The organism is Catenulispora sp. MAP12-49 (assembly GCF_041262705.1).
Taxonomy (GTDB): domain Bacteria; phylum Actinomycetota; class Actinomycetes; order Streptomycetales; family Catenulisporaceae; genus Catenulispora.
In genome coordinates this window covers 26,112-50,691 of sequence record NZ_JBGCCP010000031.1, presented here as the reverse complement: position 1 = coordinate 50,691, position 24,580 = coordinate 26,112, and the positions used below count along the sequence as shown (strand labels likewise).

The window sequence follows — 24,580 nt, the reverse complement described above, 5'->3', positions numbered from 1 at the left end:
CCAGATGGGCGGATCCGGTGCGCCTGCGACCCCCGTGGCCCGGGCTCGCTCGCCTGAAGCCGGGTGCGCCAACGCCTGTGGCGCGCCGCCGCCGGGCCCGATCCGGCAGCGGCTCTGCCGCAGGTGGCCTGGACCAGTGCGGGCAGCCGACGTGTGCATTAACTCGAATCATGACCATTCGGTCAACGCCCGAAGCGCTGCGGACTTCCCCGATTGCGAACCGTATAAGAACGCTTAGAAGGCAAGGGCCCAGCTGGCGACTGTCAAGGGGTTCGGAGGATGACCACAAGTCGCCAACCTGTGGCGGTCCACCGATGTTGGCCACTAGTGGGCAAATCCTTGCTGTCTGTCATAACCCCTGGTGAACATGCATCTCGTAGCGGGGGTCAGGGCCCGTCGGCCGTGACGTGGAACCGTCCGCAGACACCGCAAGGGGGACACCGTGACCTTGATTCCCAAGACGAAGCCCGGCGAGTACTCCGCAGAACTCCCTGCCGAGTTCTCCGCCGCCGAGCTGGCCGACTATCTGAGCGTCTACTGCGCGAACCCGCTGTTCCGCAGTGCGCGGTTCGAGGAGTTGGAGATCGACGACGATCCCTACCGCCGGCCGGTGCGCCCCGAGGATCTCAGCTTCCTGCGTTTCGACCGTCCCTTCGGCCGCGCCGACTCCTCCCGGCTGTCGGCGCTGATCGGCCACCGGATGCTGTTGAACATCAACGACACCGCCAAGCCGATGTTCGCCGAGAACATGACTCCCGAGCGCTGGGAGGAATACCGGCTGTTCTACGGCGTGCGCAACCGGATCCTCGGCGAGCTGGTGCGGCCGCTTTTGGAGGACCACGTCTTCGGGTTCGTCCACGACACCGTCGCCGAGCAGACCGCCGACGCCGCCGACCCGGGCGTCAAGACCCTGACCGAAGTGCTCGTCGGCATCGCCGAGCAGCGCGGCCGGGCCGCCGAGGAAGTACTGGGACTGGTGGCCGAGGCCGGTGCGGCTGACGAGGCCGCGAAGATGACCGCCGTCCAGCTGCTGGCCGGCACCATCAACGCACCGCTTCGAGTCAGCCCTGTGATGGTCCCGGCCGCCGACGGCACCGGCGCGGGTGCGCTGGCGGCGCTGACAAGCGGCCGCAGCCAGACGCACCCGGTCGACGCCGTCCTGAGCACGGTCATGGACGCCTGCGGCTTCGGTCTCCAACCGCACCGCTACTACCAGTACTACCTGCCCTCGACGCTGGCCGCGATGAACTACTTGAACGCCACGGCGCGCGATCACGGACGGGTCTTCGAGTTCCTCGGCGCCATGTGCGTGCGGACCCTGGACTCGCTGGCCCTGATCGGCGGGCACGGCGCATGCCTGGCCGAGCTCGCCGGCCCTGCCGGACCCGCCGACACCGCGCCCACCGAGGCCGCGCTGGCCCCCGCCGGTGCGAGCGCCGAAGCCGAGACCGCCGCGGCGCTGGACGAGATCACCCGCACCATCCTGGAGCCGCTGGCCCACCGCTTCGGACCGCAGGCCCTGGCCGCCTTCGATCGGGGCGCCCGCGAATACGCGCTGCTGCTCGACGTCCATCACGACGATCTGTCCATCCAGTTGCGCTGGATCGACAGCGCTCCGGCCTACAAGGCCAAGGCCGAGCGCCTGCAGGCGGCCATCGACGAGCACCACATCCCGGTCGCCCTGGACACCTTCGTGGAGTCCTGGGAGGAGTGCTCCACCACGCACGTCCACGACGACGACCGGCTGCTGGTCATCGAGAGCGGCGAGATGGAGTTCTGGAACTGCTTCTCCGGCACCCACAAGTTCCGCCCCGGCGACAAGCTCTTCATCCCCAAGCACCGTCTGCACGGCTCGGTCGTCCTCTCCGGCGAATGCGTCTACCACCAGCCGGTGATCAACGCCGATCTGGACCACCGCTATGGCTGAGCTGAATATCGGCGCGCTGCTGCCGGAGATCCCCGGCAAGCGGCTGTTCCGCACCGACCGCACCGAGCTGCCGCAGGACGCGCCGCAATGGCTGGTCCCGGCGCTGGAGGTCTTCCGGGCCGACGTCGGCCACGACGAGTACCCCTGTCACTTCGGCCGCAACGCCCTGCACCTCGGCGAGCTGTTCGGGACCTGGATCACCGCCGACGGCGACCTGTCGGCCCTGCGTGACGACCTCGCCGCCTTCCTGGACGCCACCCGCCCCTTCGCACACCGGCGCATGGCCTTGTCAGCGTTCTTCGCCCCCGAGCCCGGCGCCGACCACGCCGCGCACGGCCGCCGTTTCTGGACGGTGCTGCGTTCTCTGTGCGACCTCGACGACCGACCGTGGCCGGATGAGATCCCGCTCGCGCCGGAGCACAACCGGTGGGAGTTCTCCTTCCACGGCGTGCCGATGTTCGTCTTCGCCGCGGCCCCGACACACTTCGCCAGACGCAGCCGCAACCTGGGGCCGGGGCTGGTGATGTTGTTCCAGCCGCGCAATGTCTTCGCGGGCATCGAGGGCGGGAGCCCGGCCGGGATCGTCGCCCGGCGGAGGATCCGCGAGCGCCTGGAGGCCTGGGACACCGTCGAGCCGCACCCGCTCATGGGCGACTACGGCGACCCGTCGAACTTCGAGTGGAAGCAGTACTACATCACCGATGCCGACGGCGGGAGTATGTACGAGGCCTGTCCTCTGAACCACGGCTTCCCCGAGCAGTCCGTCGACCGGCACGGCTTCGTGCACAAGCTGTTCGAGCAGCAGGCGGCGAAGGCTCCGACGGCGGTCGCCGTCATCGCCGGGGACGTCGTCCTCGACTACCGCACGCTCGACCGGCGGGCCAACCGCCTCGCGCACAGCCTGCTCGCCGAGGGCGTCCGCCCCGAGCACCGGGTCGGCGTCGTCGCCGACCGCAGTGCCGACACCGTCGTGGCGCTGCTCGGGGTGCTGAAGGCAGGAGCCGCTTACGTCCCCGTCGATCCCGCGCTTCCCGAAGAGCGCAGGGCTCTGATGTTCGACGAGTCGGGCGTGGACGTGGTGGTGGCTTCCGGACGACTGCTGGGCCAGGTGCCTGTCGGTCCGCGCCGCCTGGTCGCCGTGGACGGGGATGGCGACGGCGACGGCCCGCTGTCGGACGAGCCGCCGGCCGCCGCCGCGACCTCGGAGAACCTGGCCTACGTGCTCTACACCTCGGGCTCTACTGGGGTTCCCAAAGGGGTTATGGTCACCCAGCGGCAGCTCGCGCTGGCCACGCTGGCCCAGCAGGTGCCCGACCGGCCGTGGCCCGAGGCGTTCCTGCTGCCGATCTCGTTCTCGTTCGACGCCTCAGGTGTCGGCCTGTGGTGGACGCTGACCAGCGGCGGAACACTGATCATCCCGCAGGACGGCGACCACCGGGACCCAGGGCGGCTCAGGGAACTGATCCAGCTCTACGGCGCCACCCACACCGACTGCACGCCGGCGCTCTACGACCTGATCCTCGGCGCGGACCCGACGCCGCTGGCCAGCCTGCGCTGCGCGATCGTCGGCGGCGAGGTGCTGCCGCCGGCCCTGGTGGCCCGGCACCGGGCGCTGCTGCCGGAGTGCGTGCTGGAGAACAACTACGGGCCCACCGAGGTTGCCGTCTGGGCCGCGACCCACCTGGTGCGCACGGAGGCGGACCTGCCGGGCGGGCGCGTACCGATCGGCCGCCCCATCGCCTGCACCACAGCCCACGTGCTGGACGACGACCTCGCCCCGGTCGACGACGGGATCGCAGAACTCTACCTCGGCGGCGGCAACGTCGCCCGCGGCTACCAGCTCCGTCCGAGTCTGACCGCCGAGCGCTTCCTTCCCGATCCGGACCCCGCGGCCTTCGGCGCGCGGATGTACCGCACCGGCGATCTGGTGCGCCGGACCGAATCCGGGCTGCTGGAGTTCCACGGCCGGGCCGACTCCCAGGTCAAGGTCCGCGGCCACCGGGTCGAGCTCGGCGAGCTTGAGGCCGCGTTGCGGACCCATCCGGAGATCGTCGAGGCCGCCGCCGCGCTGCGGACCGTCGCCGGCGAGCCGGTGCTGGTGGCGTACCTCGCCCTGGTCCCCGGCGCCCGGCTCTCCGACGTCGCGGTCCGCGCGCACCTGGCTCCGCGGCTGCCGGCCTCGTTCCTGCCCTCGCGGATCGTGCGGCTGGCGGCGCTGCCCCGACACGCCAACGGCAAGCTCGACCGCGCCGGGCTGCCGGATCCCGCCGCGGATCCCGCCGCGGATCCCACCCCGGAGGCCGCCTCGTGAAGCTCGTGATGCTGCGTCCGGTGTATCTGCCCGGTGACGTCGCCTCCCTGCGATCGGGGCCGGTCACCGACGCTGTCGCCGAGCTCGGCCCACTGGTCGCCGCGCGGGCGTTGAGCGAGGCCGAGTTGCTGGCGCGGTTGGAGCAGATCCCGATCCGTCCGGCCGGCGTCAAGATCGACCGATCGGCGTTCTCCGACGGCCTGCCGCGCAAGGAACGGCTTTTCGCCATCCACGACGGCTTCTTCGGGGTGTTCCGCGCCACCGACGCCACGACCGAACTGCTCGCGCACTGTGTTCTTGTCGGCTACCGCACCATGTTGCGCGAGGCCGCACGCTGCGGCACGACGCTGGACGATGAGCAATGGGGCCGGCTGCGACACGGCATCGAGGCGACCGTCGCCTATCTGCTCGGGCTGCCCATCGGCGAGCCCCGGCCCACCCCGGTACCGGTCGGCGCCGACGCGCTGGACCCGCACCGGCGCTGGCGCAGCGGCCACCATGTCTTCTTCCCTCTGATCCAGGCCATCGTGCTGGGCCTGGGCTGCTTCCAGGCCGCGGTGAACGCCGGGCGGACCGGGGAAGCCGACGAGGCGTTGGCGTTCGCGACCGTCGTCATGACGGCCTCCAGCGACGCGATGTGTTTCGCCTCGGACTTCCAACCGCACCACTACGGCGGCGCCGTCCGTCCGGCCATGGCACCGCCATATCTGCCGGTGGGCCTGTCCGGTGTCATGTCCGAGGACCACGACCTGCTCATCCGCCGCTTCCGCGAGCTGCGTGAGGTCTTCCCGACGCTGGAGGGCCGGTTGGGCCCGCGCCGTGAGGCCTTCATCGCCGCGGTCGAGGGCACCTACGACGCCCACAAGCGAGTCTGCGCCAAGTTCGACGGCGAACACGTGGTCAGCCTGCGCATGAGCGCGGACAGCGCGGCCAAGGCCGTCGGAGTGCTGGAACAGCTGGAACGATCCCGCCTCAACACCCTGAGGTCCGTATGACGACTCCGGACACCCTCGCCGAACTCCTCATCCGTCGCGGCGCCGAGCAGCCGGACCGGGAAGCCCTGACCTTCCTGGGCGACGACGGTATCGCGACCGAGCTGACGTACGCCGAACTGGACGCCCGCGCCCGCGCCATCGCGGCGGCGCTCGCCGACACCTGCGGCGCCGGGGAGCGTGCCTTGTTGCTGTATCCGCCGGGGCCCGATTACGTCGCGGGATTCTTCGGCTGCCTGTACGCCGGTGTCATCGCGGTCCCGGCCTATCCGCCGCTGGACGCGCGGCAGGCCACGCGGCTCACGGGGATTGCCGCCGACGCCACACCGGCGGCGGTGCTCACCGAGGCGGCGTTCCTGGATCTCGCTCGGGATCTGCTCGAACCGGTGCTGCGGGAGACCGGCGTTCAGGCGGAATGGATCGCCACCGACACCGTCGCAGAACTCGATGATGGGTCGAGGGTGCGGCACAACCCGGAGCGGATCGCGTTCCTGCAGTACACATCGGGCTCCACGGGACAGCCCAAAGGCGTCGTGGTCACCCACGCCAACCTGCTGCACAACTCGGGCTTCATCCGCGACCGCTTCGGCCACACCGACTCCAGCCGCGGCGTGATCTGGCTGCCGCCGTACCACGACATGGGGTTGATCGGCGGGATCCTGCAGCCGGTGTTCGCCGGGTTCCCGGTGACGCTGATGTCCCCGCTGAGCTTCCTGCGCGACCCCATGCGGTGGCTGCGCGCCGTCTCCGATTACGGTGCTACCACCAGCGGCGGGCCGAACTTCGCCTACGACCTCGCGGTGCGCAAGACGACGCCGGCCCAGCGCGAGACGTTGGACCTGAGCCGGTGGACCGTCGCCTTCACCGGCGCGGAGCAGGTGCGGCCGGCGACGTTGGAGGAGTTCGCGAAGGCCTTTGGGCCAGCGGGGTTCCGGCCTCGTTCCTACTTCCCGTGCTACGGCCTGGCCGAGGCCACCCTCATGGTCACCGGCGTGCGCTTCGACACCGATCCCGAGGTGACGGCCTTCGAGGCCGAGGCTTTGGCAACGGGCCGCGCGGTCCCGGGCGAGGACGGCGGAACGTCCCGGTTGCTGGTGTCCTGCGGGACACCGCCGGTTGACGCGACGGTCGCGGTCATCGACCCGGCGAACGGCTCGCCGGCCGCGGAGGGGATGGTCGGCGAGATCACGGTCTCGGGACCGTCGGTGGCCGCCGGGTACTGGGGCGACCGCGACGCCGACGTGTTCGCAGGCGGTCGGGTCCGTACCGGAGACCTCGGGTTCCTGTACAAGGGCGGGTTGTTCGTCACGGGGCGTCGCAAAGACCTGATCATCGTGCGCGGACGCAACATCGCCCCGGACGACGTCGAGCTCGCCGCCGGACGCGCCCACGCCGCGCTGCGCCCCGGATGCGGCGCCGCGATCGGCGTCGAGGCCGGAGACGAGGAACAGCTTGCGGTGGTGCACGAGGTCCAGGGGCCGAAGCCGTTGCCGCTGGCGGAGATCGCCGCGGCCGTTCGGGCGGCGGTGCTGGGGGAGTACGGCGTGGCCGTGAGCCGGGTCGTGCTGCTGGGCAAGGGCGGGCTGCCGAAGACGTCGAGCGGGAAGGTGCGGCGCTCGGAGTGCCGGCGGGCGCTGGCTGCGGGGGAGTTGCCGGTGCTGTTCGACGACGACCCCGAACTACGAACGGAAGCTGATCCTGAACCGTTGTCCGAGGGCGGCGCAGGCCTGGCGGTTGCCGATGCGCTGCGCGAGCTGGCGGCGGGGGTGCTGGGGATCGGACAACAGGAGTTGCGCCCCGATCTACCTCTGGCGGCGTTCGGGCTTGAATCGGTTAAGGCTGCCGAGTTGGCGGTGCGTGCCGAGGATGCCGGCCTGCGGCTGAACCTGCGCGATCTGATGGCGGGTGCCGATGTACGGACCCTGGCTGCCTCGGCGATTCCCTTCACGGCTGAGCAGGCCGCCCCGCCGACCGATGCCCTGACCGAGGGCGAACGTGCGATGTGGTTCCTGCACCGCCTGGCTCCGGACTCGACGGCCTATCACCTCGGCCATGCCGTAAAGATATCAGGCCCATTCGACGCCGATCGCTTCGCCGAAGCCCTGAACGCCGCGATCGCCCGCCACGCCGCCCTGCGCACCAGCTTCGGCGTCCGCGACGGCGAGCCTTATCGAAAAGTGGGGGAGTCCCCACTTAGCTGGGCGTCGATCGTCCTCGACACCGACGTGGACAGCGCGGACAGCGTGGACAGCGCGGACAGCGCGGTCCAAGCCCTGATCGACGAACCGTTCGACCTGGAAGCCGGACCGCTGTGGCGGATCCGCCATTTCCAGGCCGGTGACCGGCACTTCCTGGCCCTCGCGGTCCATCACATCGTCGCGGATCTGTGGTCGCTGACCGCCTTGGTCCGTGAGCTGCTCGGCGACCAGCCCAAGGCGTCGCCGGCCGTCGCCCCGACCATGGCCGCCGCAGTCCACAGCGAAGTGGCCTACCGTGCTACCACCGAGGCGCGCCTCGCACTCGACCGCTGGCGTGAACGCCTGGCCGACCCGCCCGAACCGCTCGATTTGCCCACTGACCGGCCGCGGCCGGCGGTCCAGAGCTTCCGGGGTGCCCGTCATCTTCGTGATCTGCCGCCGGAGGTCGTACGGGGCGTTGATGCGGTTGCGGCATCCGAGCAGGTATCGCCCTACACCGTCCTGCTCGCCGCGTATGCCTGGCTCCTGCACGCCTACAGCGGCGCTACCGACCTCGTCGTCGGCGCGCCCGCGCCGGGACGGCTGACCGCCGACACCGCCGACGTGCTGGGTCTGGCCGTCAACGTCGTGCCGGTGCGGTGCGAGCTCGCCGCCGATGCCACGTTCACCGAGACGATCCGTCACGTCGCGTCCCGGGTGCGGGAGGCGCTGGCCGGTCAGCGGATCCCTTTGCCCCGCTTGGTCGAGATGGCGCATCCGGATCGCGACCCCGGTCGCAGCCCCCTGTTCCAGACCTTGTTCGCGCTCCAGCAGGGACCGGCTGGTGATCCGCTCGCATCGGTCCTGCTCGAAGCCGGTTCGGCCGACATCGGCGACCTGCACGTCACGCCGCGACCCGTCGTGGTCACCGGCTCCCAGCTCGATGTCTCGCTGGAGCTGGCCAGGACCGACGAGACCATGCGCTGTGCGTTGACCTATGACACCGCCCTGTGGGACGCCGACACCGCCGTGCGCTTCATGGACCACTTCACGACGCTGCTCGCCGCCGCCGTCACCGACCCCGCGACCACAGCGGAACGGATCGATCTGCGCTCACCGGCCGAACGAGTCGACGTGAGCGCAGCCCGGGTGTCAGTGCTTGAGGAACTGATACAGGCTGCGGTCGACCGACACGCACTGCGAATTCCGGAAGCCGTCGCGATCCGGGACGGCGAACGTGACATCTCGTACGCGCGCCTCAAGCGCTGGAGCGACACCCTGGCCAACCGGTTGCATCAGCTCGGGATCGGTCCGGAGGATCGGGTCGGCGTGGTGGCCGATCGCTCTGCCGAGTTCATCGCCGCGGCTGTCGCGGTCCTGAAAGCCGGTGCGGCCTACGTGCCCCTGGATCCCGACCACCCCACGGCACGCCGCGTCGCTTTGGCCGAGGACGCCGGTATCAGGCTGCTCATCGGGCCGGGGCAGCAGATGGATCCGGCCGAGCCGGTGGTCGTCCTGGATGCACCATCCGAGGCGGGGCGTTCGGACAACGCCGCGTATGTCATGTACACCTCGGGCTCCACCGGCGAGCCGAAAGGCGTGTGCGTCACCCACACCGGAGTCGTCAACCTTCTCGATGAGCTGGCGTGCGAGGCCGGGGACGTCTGCGGGTGGTGGACCAGTGGCGGCTTCGACGTATCAGTGTTCGAGATCTTCGGTGCTCTGCGTGCTGGCGCGACCGTCGACGTGGTTCCGGCTGCTATCCGGCCGCACGCCGAGCAGTACATCGACTGGCTTGTCGAGCGCGGCATCACCCACGCCTACGTCCCGCCCTTTGCGCTCGCCGCGCTGGAAGAGTCGATCTCGCGCACGTCATTGCGTCGGCTCATCGTGAGCGTTGAGCCTACGCCGGAACCGTTGCTACGCCGCATCGTCGCCAGCCGGCCGGGCCTGTCGGTCGTCAACGGCTACGGCCCCACCGAGACCACCATTTTCGCGACGCTCCACGACCTCGATCCGGATGGAGTCGGCACCGGCATGGTGCCGATCGGCCACGCGGTCCAGAACTGTCCGGCCCGGGTGCTCGACGCCGCCGGTCGCATGGTCCCGGTCGGGGTGCCGGGGGAGCTGTTCGTCGGCGGCGTCGGCCTGGCGCGCGGCTATCTCGGACGGCCCGGCGCGACCGCCGAGGTGTTCATACCGGATCCCTTCGCCGGGCAGCCCGGCGCGCGGATGTACCGCACCGGCGATGTCGTGCGGCTGCGTCCTGACGGGCATCTCAGGTTTTTGGGACGGCGCGACCAGCAGGTCAAGCTGCGCGGAGTACGGATCGAACTCGGCGAGGTGCAGGCCACGCTGACCGCGCAGCCGGGAGTGGCTTCGGCACTGGCGGTGGTGCGGCAGATCGGTGGGCAGCCAGTGCTCATCGGGTATGTAGTACCGACCGCGACCGGGCACAGCGTCGCCGAGAGCGCTGCCACCGAGCTGTCGACCTCTGCCGTACTGAGTCCCGCTGACCTGCGTGCGCGCCTGCGGGCTGTCCTCCCGGCGCCGATGGTCCCCTCGGCGGTCGTCGTCCTCGACGCCTGGCCGGTGACCGTCAACGGCAAGCTCGACCGCAGCGCGCTCCCGCTGCCCGAAGCCGTCCGGGCCCTGGCCTTCGAGCCGCCCGCCGACGACCGCGAGCGCACCGTGGCCGACATCATCGGCAAGCTCCTCGGCGGCCGCCGGGTCGGGCGCCACGACGACTTCTTCGACCTCGGCGGCCACTCGCTGCTGGCCGCCCAGGCCGCCCTGCAGATCGGCGGCGCGCTCGGTCTGGACGTACCCGTGGTAGCGCTGTTCAGCCACCCCACCGTCGCAGGACTCACCGAAGCCCTGGCGGCGACCGCGACACCGTTCGCGCCGATCACCGCCCTGCCCCGGGCCCAGGACGACCCCGACGCCCTGGCCGCGCGCCTCGCCGCCCTTCCCGACGACATCGTCCGTTTGCTGACCGACGAGGTGAGTGGAGCATGACCGACCTGTCAGCGCCCCGGCGCCAGCTGGCCGAGCGCCTGCGCGCGGAGGCCGAACGCGGCGTCACGACGTTCCCGACGACCGCCGCCCAACGCCGCATCTGGCTGTCGCACCAGATGGCCCCGCGCAGCGCGCGCTACACCATGCCGGCCGCCCTGCGGCTGCACGGCGCGGTCGACGGGGCCGCGCTTCAGCGTGCACTCACGATCGTGGCCGGACGCCACGAGGCCCTGCGCACCACGTTCCCCGCCATCGACGGCATCCCGGTCCAGCAGGTCCACGCCGATCCCGCCCTCCGACTGGAGATCCGCGAGCCCCACGGCGTCGAGCCGCTGGACGCTTTGTACGCAGCCGTCGCAGAGCCCTTCGACCTGGAGGCCGGACCGCTGGCGCGCGCCATCCTGTGGCCGGTCGCGGCCGACGAGCACCTGTTGCTGGTCGCCGTGCACCACATCGCCGCCGACGCGTGGTCCCTGCCGATCCTGCTCACCGACCTGGCAGCGGCCTATCGCGCCGAGCGGGACGGTGTCGCGCCGGCCTTCGCCGCACTCCCGATCCAATGCGGAGACTACGCGGTCTGGGAAGCCGGCGCCGAAGCCCGAGCACAAGCTGACTCAGGGGTCGAATACTGGCGGTGCGCTCTCGCCGACCTGCCGGACCCGCTGGATCTTCCGTCGGACCACCCTCGACCGGCCGTCGAAGTCGGACCGGCCACGACACACCACACCGTGGTCCCGGCGCCTGTCACCAAGCAGCTGCGGGCCTTGGCACGCGCCAGCAGGACGACCCTGTTCGCGGTCCTGCACGCCGGTCTGGCCGCGACCCTGCACCGATACACCGGCGTCCGGGATCTGATCATCGGCGTCCCGGTCTCCGGACGCGTCCGTCCCGAGGCCACCGGTCTGGTCGGCTGCTTCGTCAACACTCTGCCACTGCGCACGGTCTGTGACTCGGACGCCGGCTTCTCGTCATTGCTCGGACAGGCTGGTGAGCGCAGCCGCGAAGCCCTGGCCCACCAGGCCGTACCGCTGGAGCGGATCGTCGCCGAGTCCGGCGCCGTCCGGCTGCCAGGTCGCGCGCCTGTGTTCGACATCGGACTCACCGTCCAGCCGCGCCTGGACACCGCGGACCTGTTCGTCGGACTTCACGCCGAACCGCTGCCGATCGACGGCACCGACGCCAAGTTCGACCTCGGCTGCCTGATCGAGGAGGACGGCGACACGTTGCGGGTCGCGTGGGAGTACCGGGCTGATCTGCTCGACGTGGCTACCGTCGGAGCGTTCGCCGACTGCTTCGCGACTTTGCTGGCGGCAGCGGCCGCCGATCCGATGCGGCCGGTTGGCGACCTTCCGGTGACGTCGGCTCCCATCGAAGGCGAAGTCGCTGCGCGGCCGGAGACGGCCGAGACGATCGTCGACCTGTTCGCGTCGGCGGTCACCGCGTATCCGGACTCCTCGGCGATCGTCGACGGCGACCGCGCCCTCACTTACAGGGACCTCGATCGGCTCACCAACCAGATCGCCCGCGCGCTTGTTCGGCGTGGGGTGGGCCCGGAAGCCCCGGTCGGCGTGTGCCTGCCCCGTTCCGCCGACTTCGCGGTCGCGTGCCTCGCGGTGCTGAAGGCCGGCGGGCAGTACGTCCCGTTGGACGCCGGCTATCCCCGCGAGCGCCTGGACCTCATGCTCGCCGATGCCGGGATCGCCCACACGATCACTGCTTCGCCGGGTCCGGAGTCCCTGGACGCGACCGACACGCTGTTCATCGACCGGCCCGAGTCCTGGGCGGGCGAGCCCGACACCGCCCTCGGTACGTTCCTGCACCCGGACATGCTCGCGGCCCAGATCTTCACCTCCGGCTCGACCGGACGCCCCAAGGCCGTGGCGCTGACCCATCGCGGCGTCGTCGACCTGGTCCGGCCCGGCGACTACAGCGGCCTGGGCCCGCAGCGCAGCCTGCTGTGGCTGTCCTCGGTGTCCTTCGACGCCGCCACCTGGGAGATCTGGGGCACCCTGCTGCACGGCGCGCGCGGCGTCGTCCAGCCCGAGCTGGCCTTCAACGCCGAGGCGATCGGCGCCGCGATCCGTGAGCATGGCATCACTGCCGTGGTCATGGCGACGGCGTTGTTCCACGCGATCGTCGACGAGGACCCGGCCGCGCTACGCGGACTGCGCACGGTGCTGATCGGCGGGGAGGCGCTGTCGGTGCCGCACGTTCGTCGGGCCCTGAGTGCCGCACCCGGCCTGACCGTCATCAACGGATACGGGCCCGCGGAGGCCACCACGTGCGTGACGGTCTGCGGCGTGACCGGCGTGACCGGCGAGACCGCGGGCTTCGACGCACTGCCGAGCATCCCGATTGGCCGGGCCGTCAACGGCAGCCGCGTCATCCTGTGCGATACCGACGGCCGCCCGGTGCCGCCCGGTGCGATCGGCGAGATCTGGATCGGCGGTCCCGGCCTGGCACGCGGCTACACCGGCCAGGCCGCGCAGACCGCTGAGCGCTTCGTCCCCGGCCTGGACGGCGCCCGCTGGTACCGCACCGGCGATCTGGCGCGCCGACTCGGCGACGGCACGCTGCTGTTCCGCGGACGCGGCGACACGCAGGTGAAGATCCGCGGCCACCGGGTCGAGCCGGGGGAGGTCGAGGCCGTGCTGACCCGGCATCCCGGTGTCATGGCGGCTGCGGTGGTCGCGCACCGGCTGTCGGCCACGGACAACCGGCTGGCGGGGTACGTGGTCCTCGCCGATCCCGCCGATCCCTCCGTCGATATGGCCGAGCTGCGGTCGTGGCTGGCCACGGTCCTGCCGGACTACCTCGTCCCGGCATCCCTGGCGGCCGTCGACTCCGTCCCGTTGACCCGCAACGGCAAGGTCGATCCCTCCCGGCTTCCGGCGCCGCAGTGGGCCGAGTACACGGCCGGTCAGAGCCGGCCGCGTACCGAGACCGAGGACGCCCTGGCCCGGATCTGGGGCGAGCTGCTCGGTATCGACCCCGACGCGATCAGCCCCGACGATGACTTCTTCGACCTGGGCGGCCATTCCCTGCTGGCATCCCGCCTGGTCTCGCGCCTGGCCGCACGGCTCGGTGTCGCGCTCGGCCTGGTCCAGGTGTTCAGCCGCTCCACGCTCGCCGCGCTGGCGCAGGCCGTAGCCGAGGCCGAGTCGAGTCCGCTGACCGGCGCCATCGAGCCGGGACCGCGTCCGGCGCCGTTGTCGTACGCGCAGGAGCGCCTGTGGTTCCTGTCGCGCCTCGAACCGGACTCCCCGGCGTACCACCTGCCGCTGTCGGTGCGGATCACCGGGCCCTTGGACGCCGAGCGGCTGGCCGAGGCCTGGCACACGGTCGTCGCGCGCCATGAAGCCCTGCGCTCGGTCGTCGAGGAACGCGGCGCAGAACTCTTCCAAGTACCTGTGTTCGATCCGGTGTTCCTCCCGTATGTAGACACGAGCGCGAATTCCCAACAGGTGGACCAAATCCTGCTCGAAACGGCACGCCGTCCCTTCGGCCTTTCCCACGAGGCTCCGGTCCGAGCGTTGTTGGTCCGGGTCGGCGAGCAGGAGCACGTGCTTTCAATCGTGGTCCACCACATCGCCGCCGACGGCTGGTCGGCAGCGATCCTCGCCGAAGAGCTCTCCGCGGCCTATGAGGGCCGGGACCTCGCCGGGCCGGTCGTCCAGTACGGGGACTTCGCGCACTGGCAGCGCACCCGGCTGACCGGGGACGCCTTGGACTCCCTCACCAGCTTCTGGCACTCCGAACTGGACGGCGCGCCGCTGGTCCTGGACCTGCCGACGGACCGGCCGCGTCCGCCGCGCCAACGCTTCGACGGCGGCTCGGTGCCGTTCGCCGTCCCGGGCGGCCTCGCCGCGGGGGTCAGGGCCCTGGCGTCCGCAGCTGGCTGCACGGAGTTCATGGTGCTCTCGGCGGCGTTCGCCGCGATGCTGTCGTCCTACAGCGGGCAGCACGACGTGCTGTTCGGCACCCCGGTCGCCGGCCGGACACATCCGGACGTCGAGCGCACCGTGGGCAGCTTCGCCAACACCGTGGTGCTGCGTGCCGACCTGTCCGGCGCACCGACCGCCCGGCAGCTGCTGGCTCGGACGCGGCGGAACTGCCTGGCCGCGTTCGCGCACCAGGACCTGCCGTTCGAAAAGCTCGTCGAGACGCTGGCCCCGGAGCGTGATCTGTCCCGCAACCCGGTCGTACAGGCGATGCTCGCGCTCAACAACACCACCCCGCCTCGTCTGGAGCTGCCGGGGCTGAGCGTGCGGCCGCTGGCCGCCGAGTTGCCGGCCGCCCGGTTCGACCTGGCGCTGTGGCTCACCGATGACGACCGAGGAGACGACGACCGAGGAGACGAGGGCGATGACCGGAGTGGCGATGGCGGCCGTGGCGGCGGCGGTGCTGGGGAAGACGGCCGTCGCGGTGTCGACGGCGGTCCTGAAGCCGCTGCTGGTGGGCCTGGTCGCGGCGGCCTCGGCGGGATCGGCGGTTTCTGCGAATTCGACACGGCACTGTTCGATCGCCAGACCGTGTCCCGAATGCTCGAACTCTTCATCGCCCTCCTGGAGGCGATGACCGCCGATCCGGACGTCGTCCTGGAGACGGTCCTGACCACCGCCGACTCACAGGACCTGCGCCGCTGGGGCGGGGGATCCGAGCCGATGGTCGGCGAGACGGTGCTCACCGCCGTCGCGCGCCGCGCCGCCGCCGAACCGCGGCGTCCCGCGATCGCGGCCGAGGACGGATCGGTGTGGAGCTACGGGCACCTGTGGCAGCGCACGGCGGCGCTCGCCGAACGGCTGCGGTCGGCGGGGGTGAGTCCGGGTACCACGGTCGGGATCTGTGCCGGCCGTACTCCCGCCACGGTCGCGGCGTTGCTGGGGACGTGGCTGGCCGGGGCGGCTTACGTGCCGCTGGACCCGGCGGCTCCCATCGCACGGCTGAAGCGGATGGCACAGATCGCCGACGTCGCCGTGGTGCTGGCGGACGCGGAGTCCGCCGACCGCATCGCGTTCGCGCCCGTTCTACCTCTGGATGCTGACGACCCTGCCGCGTCTACCGATTTCGACGTACCCGCCGCGAGTCCGACGAACAGCCTCGCCTACATCCTGTTCACCTCCGGCAGCACCGGCGAGCCCAAGGGTGTGAGCGTCCCGCACTACGCGCTGACCGCCTTCCTGGCCTCCATGACCGGCCATGAACCCGGCCTGTCCGCGCGCAGCAGCCTGGTCGCGGTCACCCCGTTCACCTTCGACATCGCGGCCCTGGAGATCTTCGGCCCGCTCGTCTCCGGAGCCTGCGTCACTGTGGCCGACGCGGCCACCACGCACGACGGCGTCGCGCTGGCCCGCCTGCTGGAAGCAGCCGACTGTGACGTGCTGCAAGGCACCCCGGCGACCTGGCGTCTGCTCCTGGACGCCGGCTGGCGCCCCGGGCCGGGCTTCCGTGCGCTGTGCGGCGGCGAGGCGCTGCCGACCAGCCTGGCATCGGAACTGCTGAAGCATGGCGCCGAAGTGTGGAACCTCTACGGCCCTACCGAAACCACGGTCTGGTCCACCGTCGCATCGATCGACGACCCCGACCGCATCGGCATCGGCCGGCCCATCCCCGGCACGGCGCTCAGGCTGGCCTCCGCCACCGGCGCGCCGGTACCGGTCGGCGCGGTCGGCGAGATCTGGCTCGCCGGGGCCGGACTGGCCCACGGCTACGCCGCGCGCCCCGCGGCCACCGCCGAGCGCTTCGTGCCCGCCGACGGCGGCGGACGCTGGTACCGCACCGGCGATCTGGGCCGGTACGACCACGCCGGCCGTCTGACCCACCTCGGCCGATCGGACGCGCAGCTGAAGATCCGCGGCCACCGTGTCGAACCCGGTGAGGCCGAAGCCGCGCTCATCACGCATCCGGCCGTGACGGCGGCGGCCGTGATCGCCCGCGACGGAAGGCTCGTCGGCTACTACGTGTCCGGCCCGGTGGCGGGTCAGGACCCTGATCCGTCGACGTTGAAGACTCATCTGAGCGGCTTGTTGCCCGCCTACCTGATCCCGGATCTGGTGCTGCCACTGGCCGAGCTTCCCCTGACGCCGCACGGAAAACTGGACCGGGCCGCCCTGGCTGCGCTCCCCATACGGCACGTGAGGCCGGCGCCGGGCATGGGCCCGCGGGACGGCCTGGAAGCGGTCGTCATCCAGGTCTGGTCCGACATCCTCGGACGTCCTGTGACCGCCGCGGACGACTTCTTCGCCGCGGGAGGCCATTCTCTGGACGCGGCGCACGCATCGACCAGGCTGTCCGCGGCCCTCGGCCTCGAGATCCCGCTGCCGGCGGTGTTCGAACACCCGACGCCGACGGCGCTGGCCGACTGGGCCCGGGCTCGAACGGCCGGTCCGGCCGAGGCGATACCGGTCCTGCCCGGCGACGGCCCGTTCCCCTTGTCCTCGGCGCAGGAACGGCTGTGGTTCCTGGCCGAATACGCACCCGAGTCGCCGGCCTACAACGTCCCGATCGCGGCGCGCCTGACCGGAGGGCTCGACATGCCCGCACTCCGTCGGGCGCTCGACACGCTCACGGCCCGGCATCCGGCCCTGCGCACGGTGTTCGAAGACGTCGACGGTCATGCGGCTCAGCGTCGTCTTCCGGCTGCCGAGGCCGCGCTGACCATGCTCGACCTCACCGACTTCCCGGATGCGGCGCGACTCGCGACGAACCTCGTCGATGCCGAGGCGACCCGGCCGTTCCGTTTGGCCGACGGCGAGCTGCCCTTCCGGGCCACGCTGATCCGGCTGTCGGCAGACGAGCACATCCTGGTCCTGCTGCTGCACCACATCGTCGCCGACGGTTGGTCGGTCTCGGTGCTGGCTCGGGACCTGGCCGCCGCGTACAGCGGGTCCGACCTGCCCGAACCCGCGCTGCGCCACACCGACTACGCCGCCTGGCAGCGCACCCGCGCCTCTCGCGCCGCAGGTCAGCTCACCCGCCGCCGCGAGGAGTTGGCCGGCGCCCCGCACACCCTGGAACTGCCCGCGGACCGGCCTCGGCCGCCCGAGCGCCACCACCACGGTCGTACCCTGCCCCTGGATGTCGGCGACGATCTGACCGGCCGCATCAGGACTCTGGCCCGGGAGACCGGGGTCACCGAGTTCATGGTGCTGCTGGCCGCCTTCGCCACCGCCCTGACCCGGTTCAGCGGTCAGGAGGACCTGCTGATCGGGACGCCGGCGGCCAACCGGACCGCTCCCGGTGCGGCACAGGCCGTCGGTCTGTTCGCCGAGACCCTCGTCCTGCGTGCCGACACCTCCGGCGACCCGACCGTGCGCGAGTTGCTGATGCGCGTCCGGCGGGCCTGCCTGGACGCCTACGCCGCCCCCGACGTCGCGTTCGAGGCCCTGGTGGAGGCGATGGCGCCGCAGCGTGACCCGGCGCGCAGCCCGCTGTTCCAGGTGATGATCGCGCTGAACAACACCGCGGGAGCGGTGCCGGAGCTGCCGGGCCTGGACGTCCAGCCGGTGGCCGTGCCGAACCGCACCGCCAAGTTCGACGTGGTCCTGAACCTGGTCGACACCGCCGACGGCATCGTCGGCGGCATCGTCGGCGGCCTGGAGTTCGACACCGATGTCTACCCCGAGCCACTGATGGCCTTGTTCGCTGAACACTTCCTGCGCATCTCGCAGGAATTCGCCGACGATCCCGACCGCCCGCTGTCCTCGATCAGCGCCCTGAACGCCGAGGAGAGGCAGACCTGGCTGCGCGACTTCAACCTGGTTCCCGCCGACTATGACCCGTTGACCTGCCTGCACACCCTCGTTGAGGCGCAGGCTGCTGCGACGCCGGCGGCGATCGCGGTCTCCATGGCCGCCGAGCGTGGCCAGCCGCGTCCCAGCCTCACGTACGCGGAGCTGGAGAGCCGCGCAAACCGGCTCGCCCGGCACCTGCTGCGCTGGGGCGTGCAGCCCGATGATGTGGTGGGCGTCGCTCTGCCGCGCAGCCTGGACGCGGTCGTGGCGCAGTACGCGGTCCTCAAGGCCGGCGGCGGGTTCCTGCCCCTGGACCCGGCCCAGCCGCCGGCCCGGCTGGCCGGCATCCTCGCCGATGCCGGGGCGCGCCTGGTCCTCACCGATGCCGCCGGTGACAGGGTTCTGCCGCCGGAGCCCGCACGCGTTCACATCGACGGTCCGCAGTGGCAGGCCGAGGACGCCGCGCCGGTGTCGGTGCCGGTCACTCCGGGACACCTGGCCTACGTTGTCTACACCTCAGGATCCACCGGCAAGCCCAAGGGCGTGCAGATCGAGCACCGTGCCATCTGCAACAACCTGCTGTGGATGCAGCAGGACTGGCCGCTGGACGGCTCGGACCGGATGCTGCACAAGACCACCACCACCTTCGACGTCGCGGTCAAGGAGGTGTTCTGGCCGCTGCTGGCCGGCGCCGAACTCGTCCTGGCCAGGCCCGGCAGCCAGCGCGACCCCGAATACCTGGTCGAGCAGATCCAGGAGGCCGGGATCACCATCACCCACTTCGTGCCCTCCATGCTCGAACTCGCCCTGGAGGCCCTCGACGCGGCCGGGACCACGTTCCCTGATTCGCTCCGGTACGTCATGTGCGGCGCCGAGACGCTGCCGGTCGCCACCCAGGAGGCCTTCTTCACCCACGGCTCGGCCGACCTGCTGCACATGTACGGACCGACCGAGACCGCCATCGCCGTCACCGGCTGGACCTGCAAGCGGGCCCAGTCCCGCAGCCGGGTCCCGCTCGGCGTGCCGATGCCGCTCGTGGAGCTCTATGTTCTGGACCGCCACGGCCGTCCGGTTCCGCCGGGTGTCTGGGGAGAGCTGTACGTCGGCGGGGCGTCACTCGGCCGCGGGTACCTGGGCCGCGCGGCGGAGACCGCCGGGGCGTTCGTTCCGGACATGCTGTCGGGGCGCAAGGGCGCGCGGCTGTACCGCACCGGCGACGTGGTCCGGCACGGACCCGACGGTCTGCTGGAGTTCCGGGGCCGCGCCGACAACCAGATCAAGATCCGCGGCTTCCGGGTCGAGCTCGGCGAGATCGAGGCCGCGCTCGCCGCCGAGCCGGACGTGCGCCAGGCCGCGGCGGTGCTGCGGGGCCGGGGTGCCGACGCGCGCCTCATCGGCTACGCGGTGCCGGCGCCGGGGCAGAGCCTGGACCCCGAGGATCTGCGCCGCCGCCTGCGGGGACGGCTGCCGGACTACATGGTCCCGGCCGACGTCATGGTCCTGACGGCGATGCCACTCGGCGACAACGCCAAGGTGGACCGCGCCGCACTGCCCGAACCCGCGTCCCGGCGGCGGAGCGGCCCGACCACCGCGCCGCGCGACGCCTACGAGAGTGCCGTCGCCGAAGTCTGGGCCGAGATCCTCGGGACCGGCGCGGTCGGTGTCGACGACGACTTCTTCATGCTCGGCGGCAACTCGTTGCAGGCCGCGCGCATCGCCGCGCGGCTGCGCGAACGTTTCACGGTCGAACTGCGGCTGCGTGACGTGTTCGTGGAACCCACTGTCGCCGGGATCGCGCGGCTGCTGCGCGAGGCCGGCCAGACCACTGCGATCACCCGGCAGGCCCGCCGCGTACGCGGCTCAGCGTCTGCTCCGACATCGCAGTCCATTCATTCCGCTCAGCCCGGGAGAAGGCTGTCATGACCACGTTGGAAGACCCCGCTGTCTTCGATCCCGCCGCGCAGGACGTGTTCCCGCTGTCCTTCGCGCAGGAACGGATCTGGTTCCTGGAACAACTCGACCCCGGCAGCGCCGCGTTCACCATCACCGCCGCGCTGAGGGTCCGCGGTCACTTGGACGCCGTCGCGTTGGACCGTGCGCTGACCGCGTTGGCCGACCGGCACGAGGTGCTGCGGATCAGGTTCGACCACGACGGGACGGCGCCGGTTCAGCTCATCGCGCCGGATGCCGGGACCGTGCTGCGCGTCGTGGACGTCAGTGGCCTGCCCGGCGGGCAGGCGCGGGCCGCGGCCGAGGCGATCGCCTCCGGCCAGGCGCGGTCCTCGTTCGACCTCCGGCAGGGCCCGATGATGCGCGCCGGACTGGTCCGGATCGCTGCTGACGAGGGCCTGCTGCTCATCGTGCTGCACCACAGTGTCTGCGACGGCTGGTCGGCCGACCTGCTGGTCCGGGACCTGGCCGAGCTGTACCGCGCCGAGGTGCGCGCGACGGCGCCGGAGCTGCCCGAGCTGCCGATCCAGTACGCGGACTTCGCCGTCTGGCAGCGCGAGACGCTGGCCGACAGCGGCCTGGACGAGCAGCTCGGCTACTGGAAACAGGCGCTGAGCGGCGTCCCGCGAGTGCTGGACCTGCCGACCGACCACCGGCGACCGGCCGAGCAGGACTTCGGCGGCGCGATGGTCTCCCGCGAGCTCGGACCCGATGCGGCCGCGTCGTTGGTCGACGCCGCACGGGCCGAGGGTGCGACGCCGTTCATGCTGCTTCTCGCGGCCTACCAGTGCGTACTAGCACGACGCGCCGGCCAGCCGGCGTTCCTGATCGGCACCCCGGTCTCGGGACGGACCCGCCCGGAGACCGCCGACCTGCTCGGCTGCTTCATCAACATGCTGGCACTACCGGTCGACGTGAGCGGCGACCCGACCATGCGCGAGCTGCTGGCCCGCGTCCGCCGGACCTGCCTGGACGGCTACGCGCACCAGGACCTGCCGTTCGAGCACCTGGTGACCGAGCTCGACCCGCCCCGCGACCTCGGCCGCGCGCCGCTGGCGCAGGTGCTGATCGCGGTGCAGGACGGCCTGTCCGGGGACGTCGACGTCGAGGGCGCCACGCTGACCCCTGCGCCGGTGGCCAGCGGTGTGGCCAGCTACGACCTGACGCTGGACGCGCAGCTGGCGGCCGAGGGCTTCCGGCTGAACCTGGTCTACGCGACCGCGCTGTTCGAGCCGGCGACGGCGGAGGGGATCCTCGACGACGTCGTCGCCGCGCTGACGGCGATGGGGGAGAGCCTCGACAGACACCTCTCCGATCTACCTCTGGGCGCAGCACTGGGTGCTCCCATTGAGATCGGTGCCGAGGTAGCACGTCGCGTCGCTGCCGAAGTGCTCGGAATCGGTGAGCTCGTCACTGAGGGCACCGCTGCTGACAGCGGTGCGGCGGTCGGAGCGATCGCCGCCGCGTTCCCGAAGCAGACCATCGCGATCGGCATCTGCATAGCCGACGAGACAATGCGCAAGGCCGCCCGCCGGTTTGCCCAGGTCCTGGGCACCGCGTTCCTCGAACTGGATCCGACCGCCCCGGCGCCATATCTGGCCCGGCATCTCGGACCGTCAGCGGTCCTGCTCAGCGACCGCGACGATCTGGGAGCCATCCCGATCCCGGTCATTGATCCGGCGACGACTGTCCGCTTGGGATCGCCGGCTTCACCGTTCTACCGGCTGGCCCCGACCCAGATCTGTCACGATCTGGTCTTCCCGCTACGCGCCCTAAGTGGGGAAGTCCCCACTTTCGGCCTCACCGACTTCACCGGGCTCCCGGCGCTGCCCGGCGCGCGCGGAGAACTCTGGATCTCCGGTCCCGCCGAACCGCTGCACCACCTCGGCGGAGCCGCCCGCACCGCCGAAGTCCTCACACCCGCGCCCGACGGCGCGCGCCGCCTGCACACCGGCCGCACCGCGCGCTTCGTCAACGGCGCGATCGAACTCCTCGACCCGCCGGATCTGTCAGAGCTCGAAGCCGCGCTGCGCGCGCACCCTGGTGTCACCGCCTCAGCCGCCGTGCACACTGCCGCCGGCGAGACCGTCGCGGTGCACGTCCCGGGCGAGATCGAGGACCTGGCGGGGTATCTCGCACTGGTACTACCTCCGGGGCTTCTTCCGGACCGCTACCTCGGCCTACCCGAGCTGCCCGGCACCCCCGAGGCTCTTCTCGCCGCGACCGCGCAGCGCACCAGCGGCTACGAAGGCGCTGTACGTCCCCGTACTCACCTGGAGCGGGCGATCCTCGACTGCTTCGGCACCGCGCTGGACCGCCGCGACATCGGTATCCACGACGACTTCTTCGAAGCCGGCGGCACCTCGCTCACCGCCGCGCGCCTGATCGTCGCGCTGCCCGAAGCCGTCGGGATGCCGGTGCCGCTCAAGACGCTGTTCACCCACTCCACCGTCGCCACGCTGGCTGCCGCCCTCGAAGGTCCGGACGGGCCCGGAACGCCTGACAGCGCCGTGGAAGCCGCGCTGCGCGACGAGCGACTGCCCGCCGATATCGTCCCCTCCGCCACCGCACGTCCCGCGCCGCCGGACGGCGGCCTGGGCCGCGTGCTGCTCACCGGCGGTACAGGGTTCCTCGGCGGCCACATGATCGCCGAGCTGCTGCGCCACGGGGCCACCGAGATCGTGTGCCTGGTGCGCGGGGAGAACCCGGCCGAGCGGCTGGCGGCGAACCTCGCCGACTACGACCAGGACGACGTCGACGCCGCCAAGCTCACCATCCTGCCCGGCGACCTGACCCTGCCGCGCTTCGGCCTGGACGAGGCCGGCTTCGCAGAACTCGCCGACCGCCTCGACGTCATCTACCACTGCGCCGCACACATGAACTTCATCCTGCCCTACCGCGTGCTGCGTGCCCCCAACGTCGTGGGTACCACCGAGATCCTGCGGCTGGCCTGTACCGGGCGTCCCACGCCGGTGCACTACGTCTCCACCATCGACATGCGGGTCGGCGACGTCCTGCCCGAGCGGCCCGGGCCGCTGGAAGCGGGTACCTCCGACGGCTACGTGCTCAGCAAGAAGACCGGCGAACACCTCGTCCTGGAAGCCGGCCGGCGCGGACTGCCGGTCGGGGTGTACCGGCCGTGGCTGATCACCGGTGCCACCGGCACCGGGGCGGTCGGGGTCCGGGACCAGCTCGCGCTGTGCCTGGCCGGGAGCCTGATCGCTGCTCTGATGCCCGAGGACACCCCGATTCCGCTGCACGTGCTGCCCGTCGATCTGGTCTCGGCCGCGATCGTCCGGCTCTCCCGCCTCGCGCCGCGCGCCAACCCCGTGCACCAGTTCTACAACCCGCAGGTCGCGCCGATGAAGTCCATCCACGAATACCTGACCCGGACCGGATACCGGTTCGACACCGTGCCGTATGCGCAGTGGCGCGTGCAGCTGGCCCGCCGTACCGCCGGACGCCTGGACGGCCTGGCAGCCCTGCTGTCCATCGACGGCCCGATGAACGGCGACCCGGACGTCGTCGAGATCGGCAACACCCTGTCCGGCCTCGGCGGCGACGCCGGGTTCCCGGCCATCGACGTCGACTATGTCGCCAAGACCGTCGCGTTCCTGGTCCGGCAGGGCATGGTGCCCGAACTGAGCACGAGCGGAGCGCAGTGATGTCGACCGAACTCACCGGCCCCTGGCTGCGCCGCGCCGCCGACGGCAACGAACTCGCAGGCCAGGACCCCATCGGCCTGTTCTGCCTCCCGCACGCCGGCTCCGGGCCGGCCCGCTACCTGGCCTGGGCCGACCGCCTCGACGGCATCGACCTGATCGGCGTGTGCCTGCCCGGGCACGAACGCCGGATCGCCGAGGCGCCGCTGCGCCGTGTCGCGGACATCGTCGACGCCCTCGCCGAGGCGATGTCGCCGTACTACCTCCAGCGCCCCTTCGGCTTGTTCGGCCACAGCTTCGGGGGCCTGCTCGCCTTCGAACTCGCCCTGCGCCTGGAAGCCGCCGGCGCGCGACCGCTGCACGTGTTCCTCTCCGGCTGCGCGGCCGACCCGTCCGGCGCCGCCGCCCCCGAGCCGCCGGTCGCAGACCTCGACGAAGAAGCCTTCCTCGCCCACGTCCGTGCCCTCGGCGGCCTGGACCCCGACGTGCTGGCCCACCCCGATCTCGTCGACCTCGTCATCCCGGCGCTGCGCGCCGACTACGAGGCCGCCGAGAACCACACCCCCGACCCCGCCGCCACCGTGGCCGCACCGATCACGGCGCTCGGCGGACTGCACGACCCCGCAGCACCACCCGGCGCCCTGATCGCCTGGGCGCGGCACACCGCCGGACCGTTCTCGCGCATCACCCTGCCCGGCGGCCACTTCGCCCTGTTCGACCAGGAGCACAACGTGCTCCGCACCGTCCGGACCACCCTGACCGCGGCCGGCCGGGCCACCCGTGTGGCCGGCCGCACCTGAAGGAGGCACC

The 24,580-nt window shown here is 71.5% G+C and carries 7 protein-coding genes; all 7 read left to right on the top strand.

Features of this window, described 5'->3' with window-relative positions; all coding sequences use genetic code 11:
* Positions 1 to 442: 442 nt before the first annotated feature.
* The 7 genes from ABIA35_RS37715 to ABIA35_RS37685 are packed head-to-tail and all read left to right on the top strand — an operon-like array spanning position 443 to position 24,570.
* Entirely contained in the window at positions 443 to 1,927 is a 1,485-nt protein-coding gene (locus tag ABIA35_RS37715; RefSeq protein WP_370361128.1) for a hypothetical protein, read from the top strand.
* Entirely contained in the window at positions 1,920 to 4,238 is a 2,319-nt protein-coding gene (locus ABIA35_RS37710; RefSeq protein ID WP_370361127.1) for an amino acid adenylation domain-containing protein, read from the top strand. Before ABIA35_RS37715 ends, ABIA35_RS37710 begins: the two co-directional genes overlap by 8 nt.
* Positions 4,235 to 5,233 (top strand): hypothetical protein, encoded by a 999-nt coding sequence (locus ABIA35_RS37705; protein ID WP_370361126.1) that lies wholly within the window; start codon positions 4,235 to 4,237, stop codon positions 5,231 to 5,233. Before ABIA35_RS37710 ends, ABIA35_RS37705 begins: the two co-directional genes overlap by 4 nt.
* Positions 5,230 to 10,425 carry an amino acid adenylation domain-containing protein gene (locus ABIA35_RS37700; protein WP_370361125.1) on the top strand — a complete coding sequence of 1,732 codons (5,196 nt, stop codon included), beginning with the start codon at positions 5,230 to 5,232 and terminating at the stop codon, positions 10,423 to 10,425. Before ABIA35_RS37705 ends, ABIA35_RS37700 begins: the two co-directional genes overlap by 4 nt.
* Complete coding sequence (locus tag ABIA35_RS37695; protein WP_370361124.1) at positions 10,422 to 20,081, top strand: amino acid adenylation domain-containing protein; 9,660 nt, start codon at positions 10,422 to 10,424, stop codon at positions 20,079 to 20,081. Before ABIA35_RS37700 ends, ABIA35_RS37695 begins: the two co-directional genes overlap by 4 nt.
* Positions 20,078 to 23,773, top strand: coding sequence for a thioester reductase domain-containing protein (locus ABIA35_RS37690; RefSeq protein WP_370361123.1), 3,696 nt, complete (start codon positions 20,078 to 20,080; stop codon positions 23,771 to 23,773). The genes ABIA35_RS37695 and ABIA35_RS37690 overlap by 4 nt, the downstream gene beginning before the upstream one ends.
* Positions 23,773 to 24,570, top strand: coding sequence for a thioesterase II family protein (locus ABIA35_RS37685; RefSeq protein WP_370361122.1), 798 nt, complete (start codon positions 23,773 to 23,775; stop codon positions 24,568 to 24,570). The genes ABIA35_RS37690 and ABIA35_RS37685 overlap by 1 nt, the downstream gene beginning before the upstream one ends.
* Positions 24,571 to 24,580: the final 10 nt, after the last annotated feature.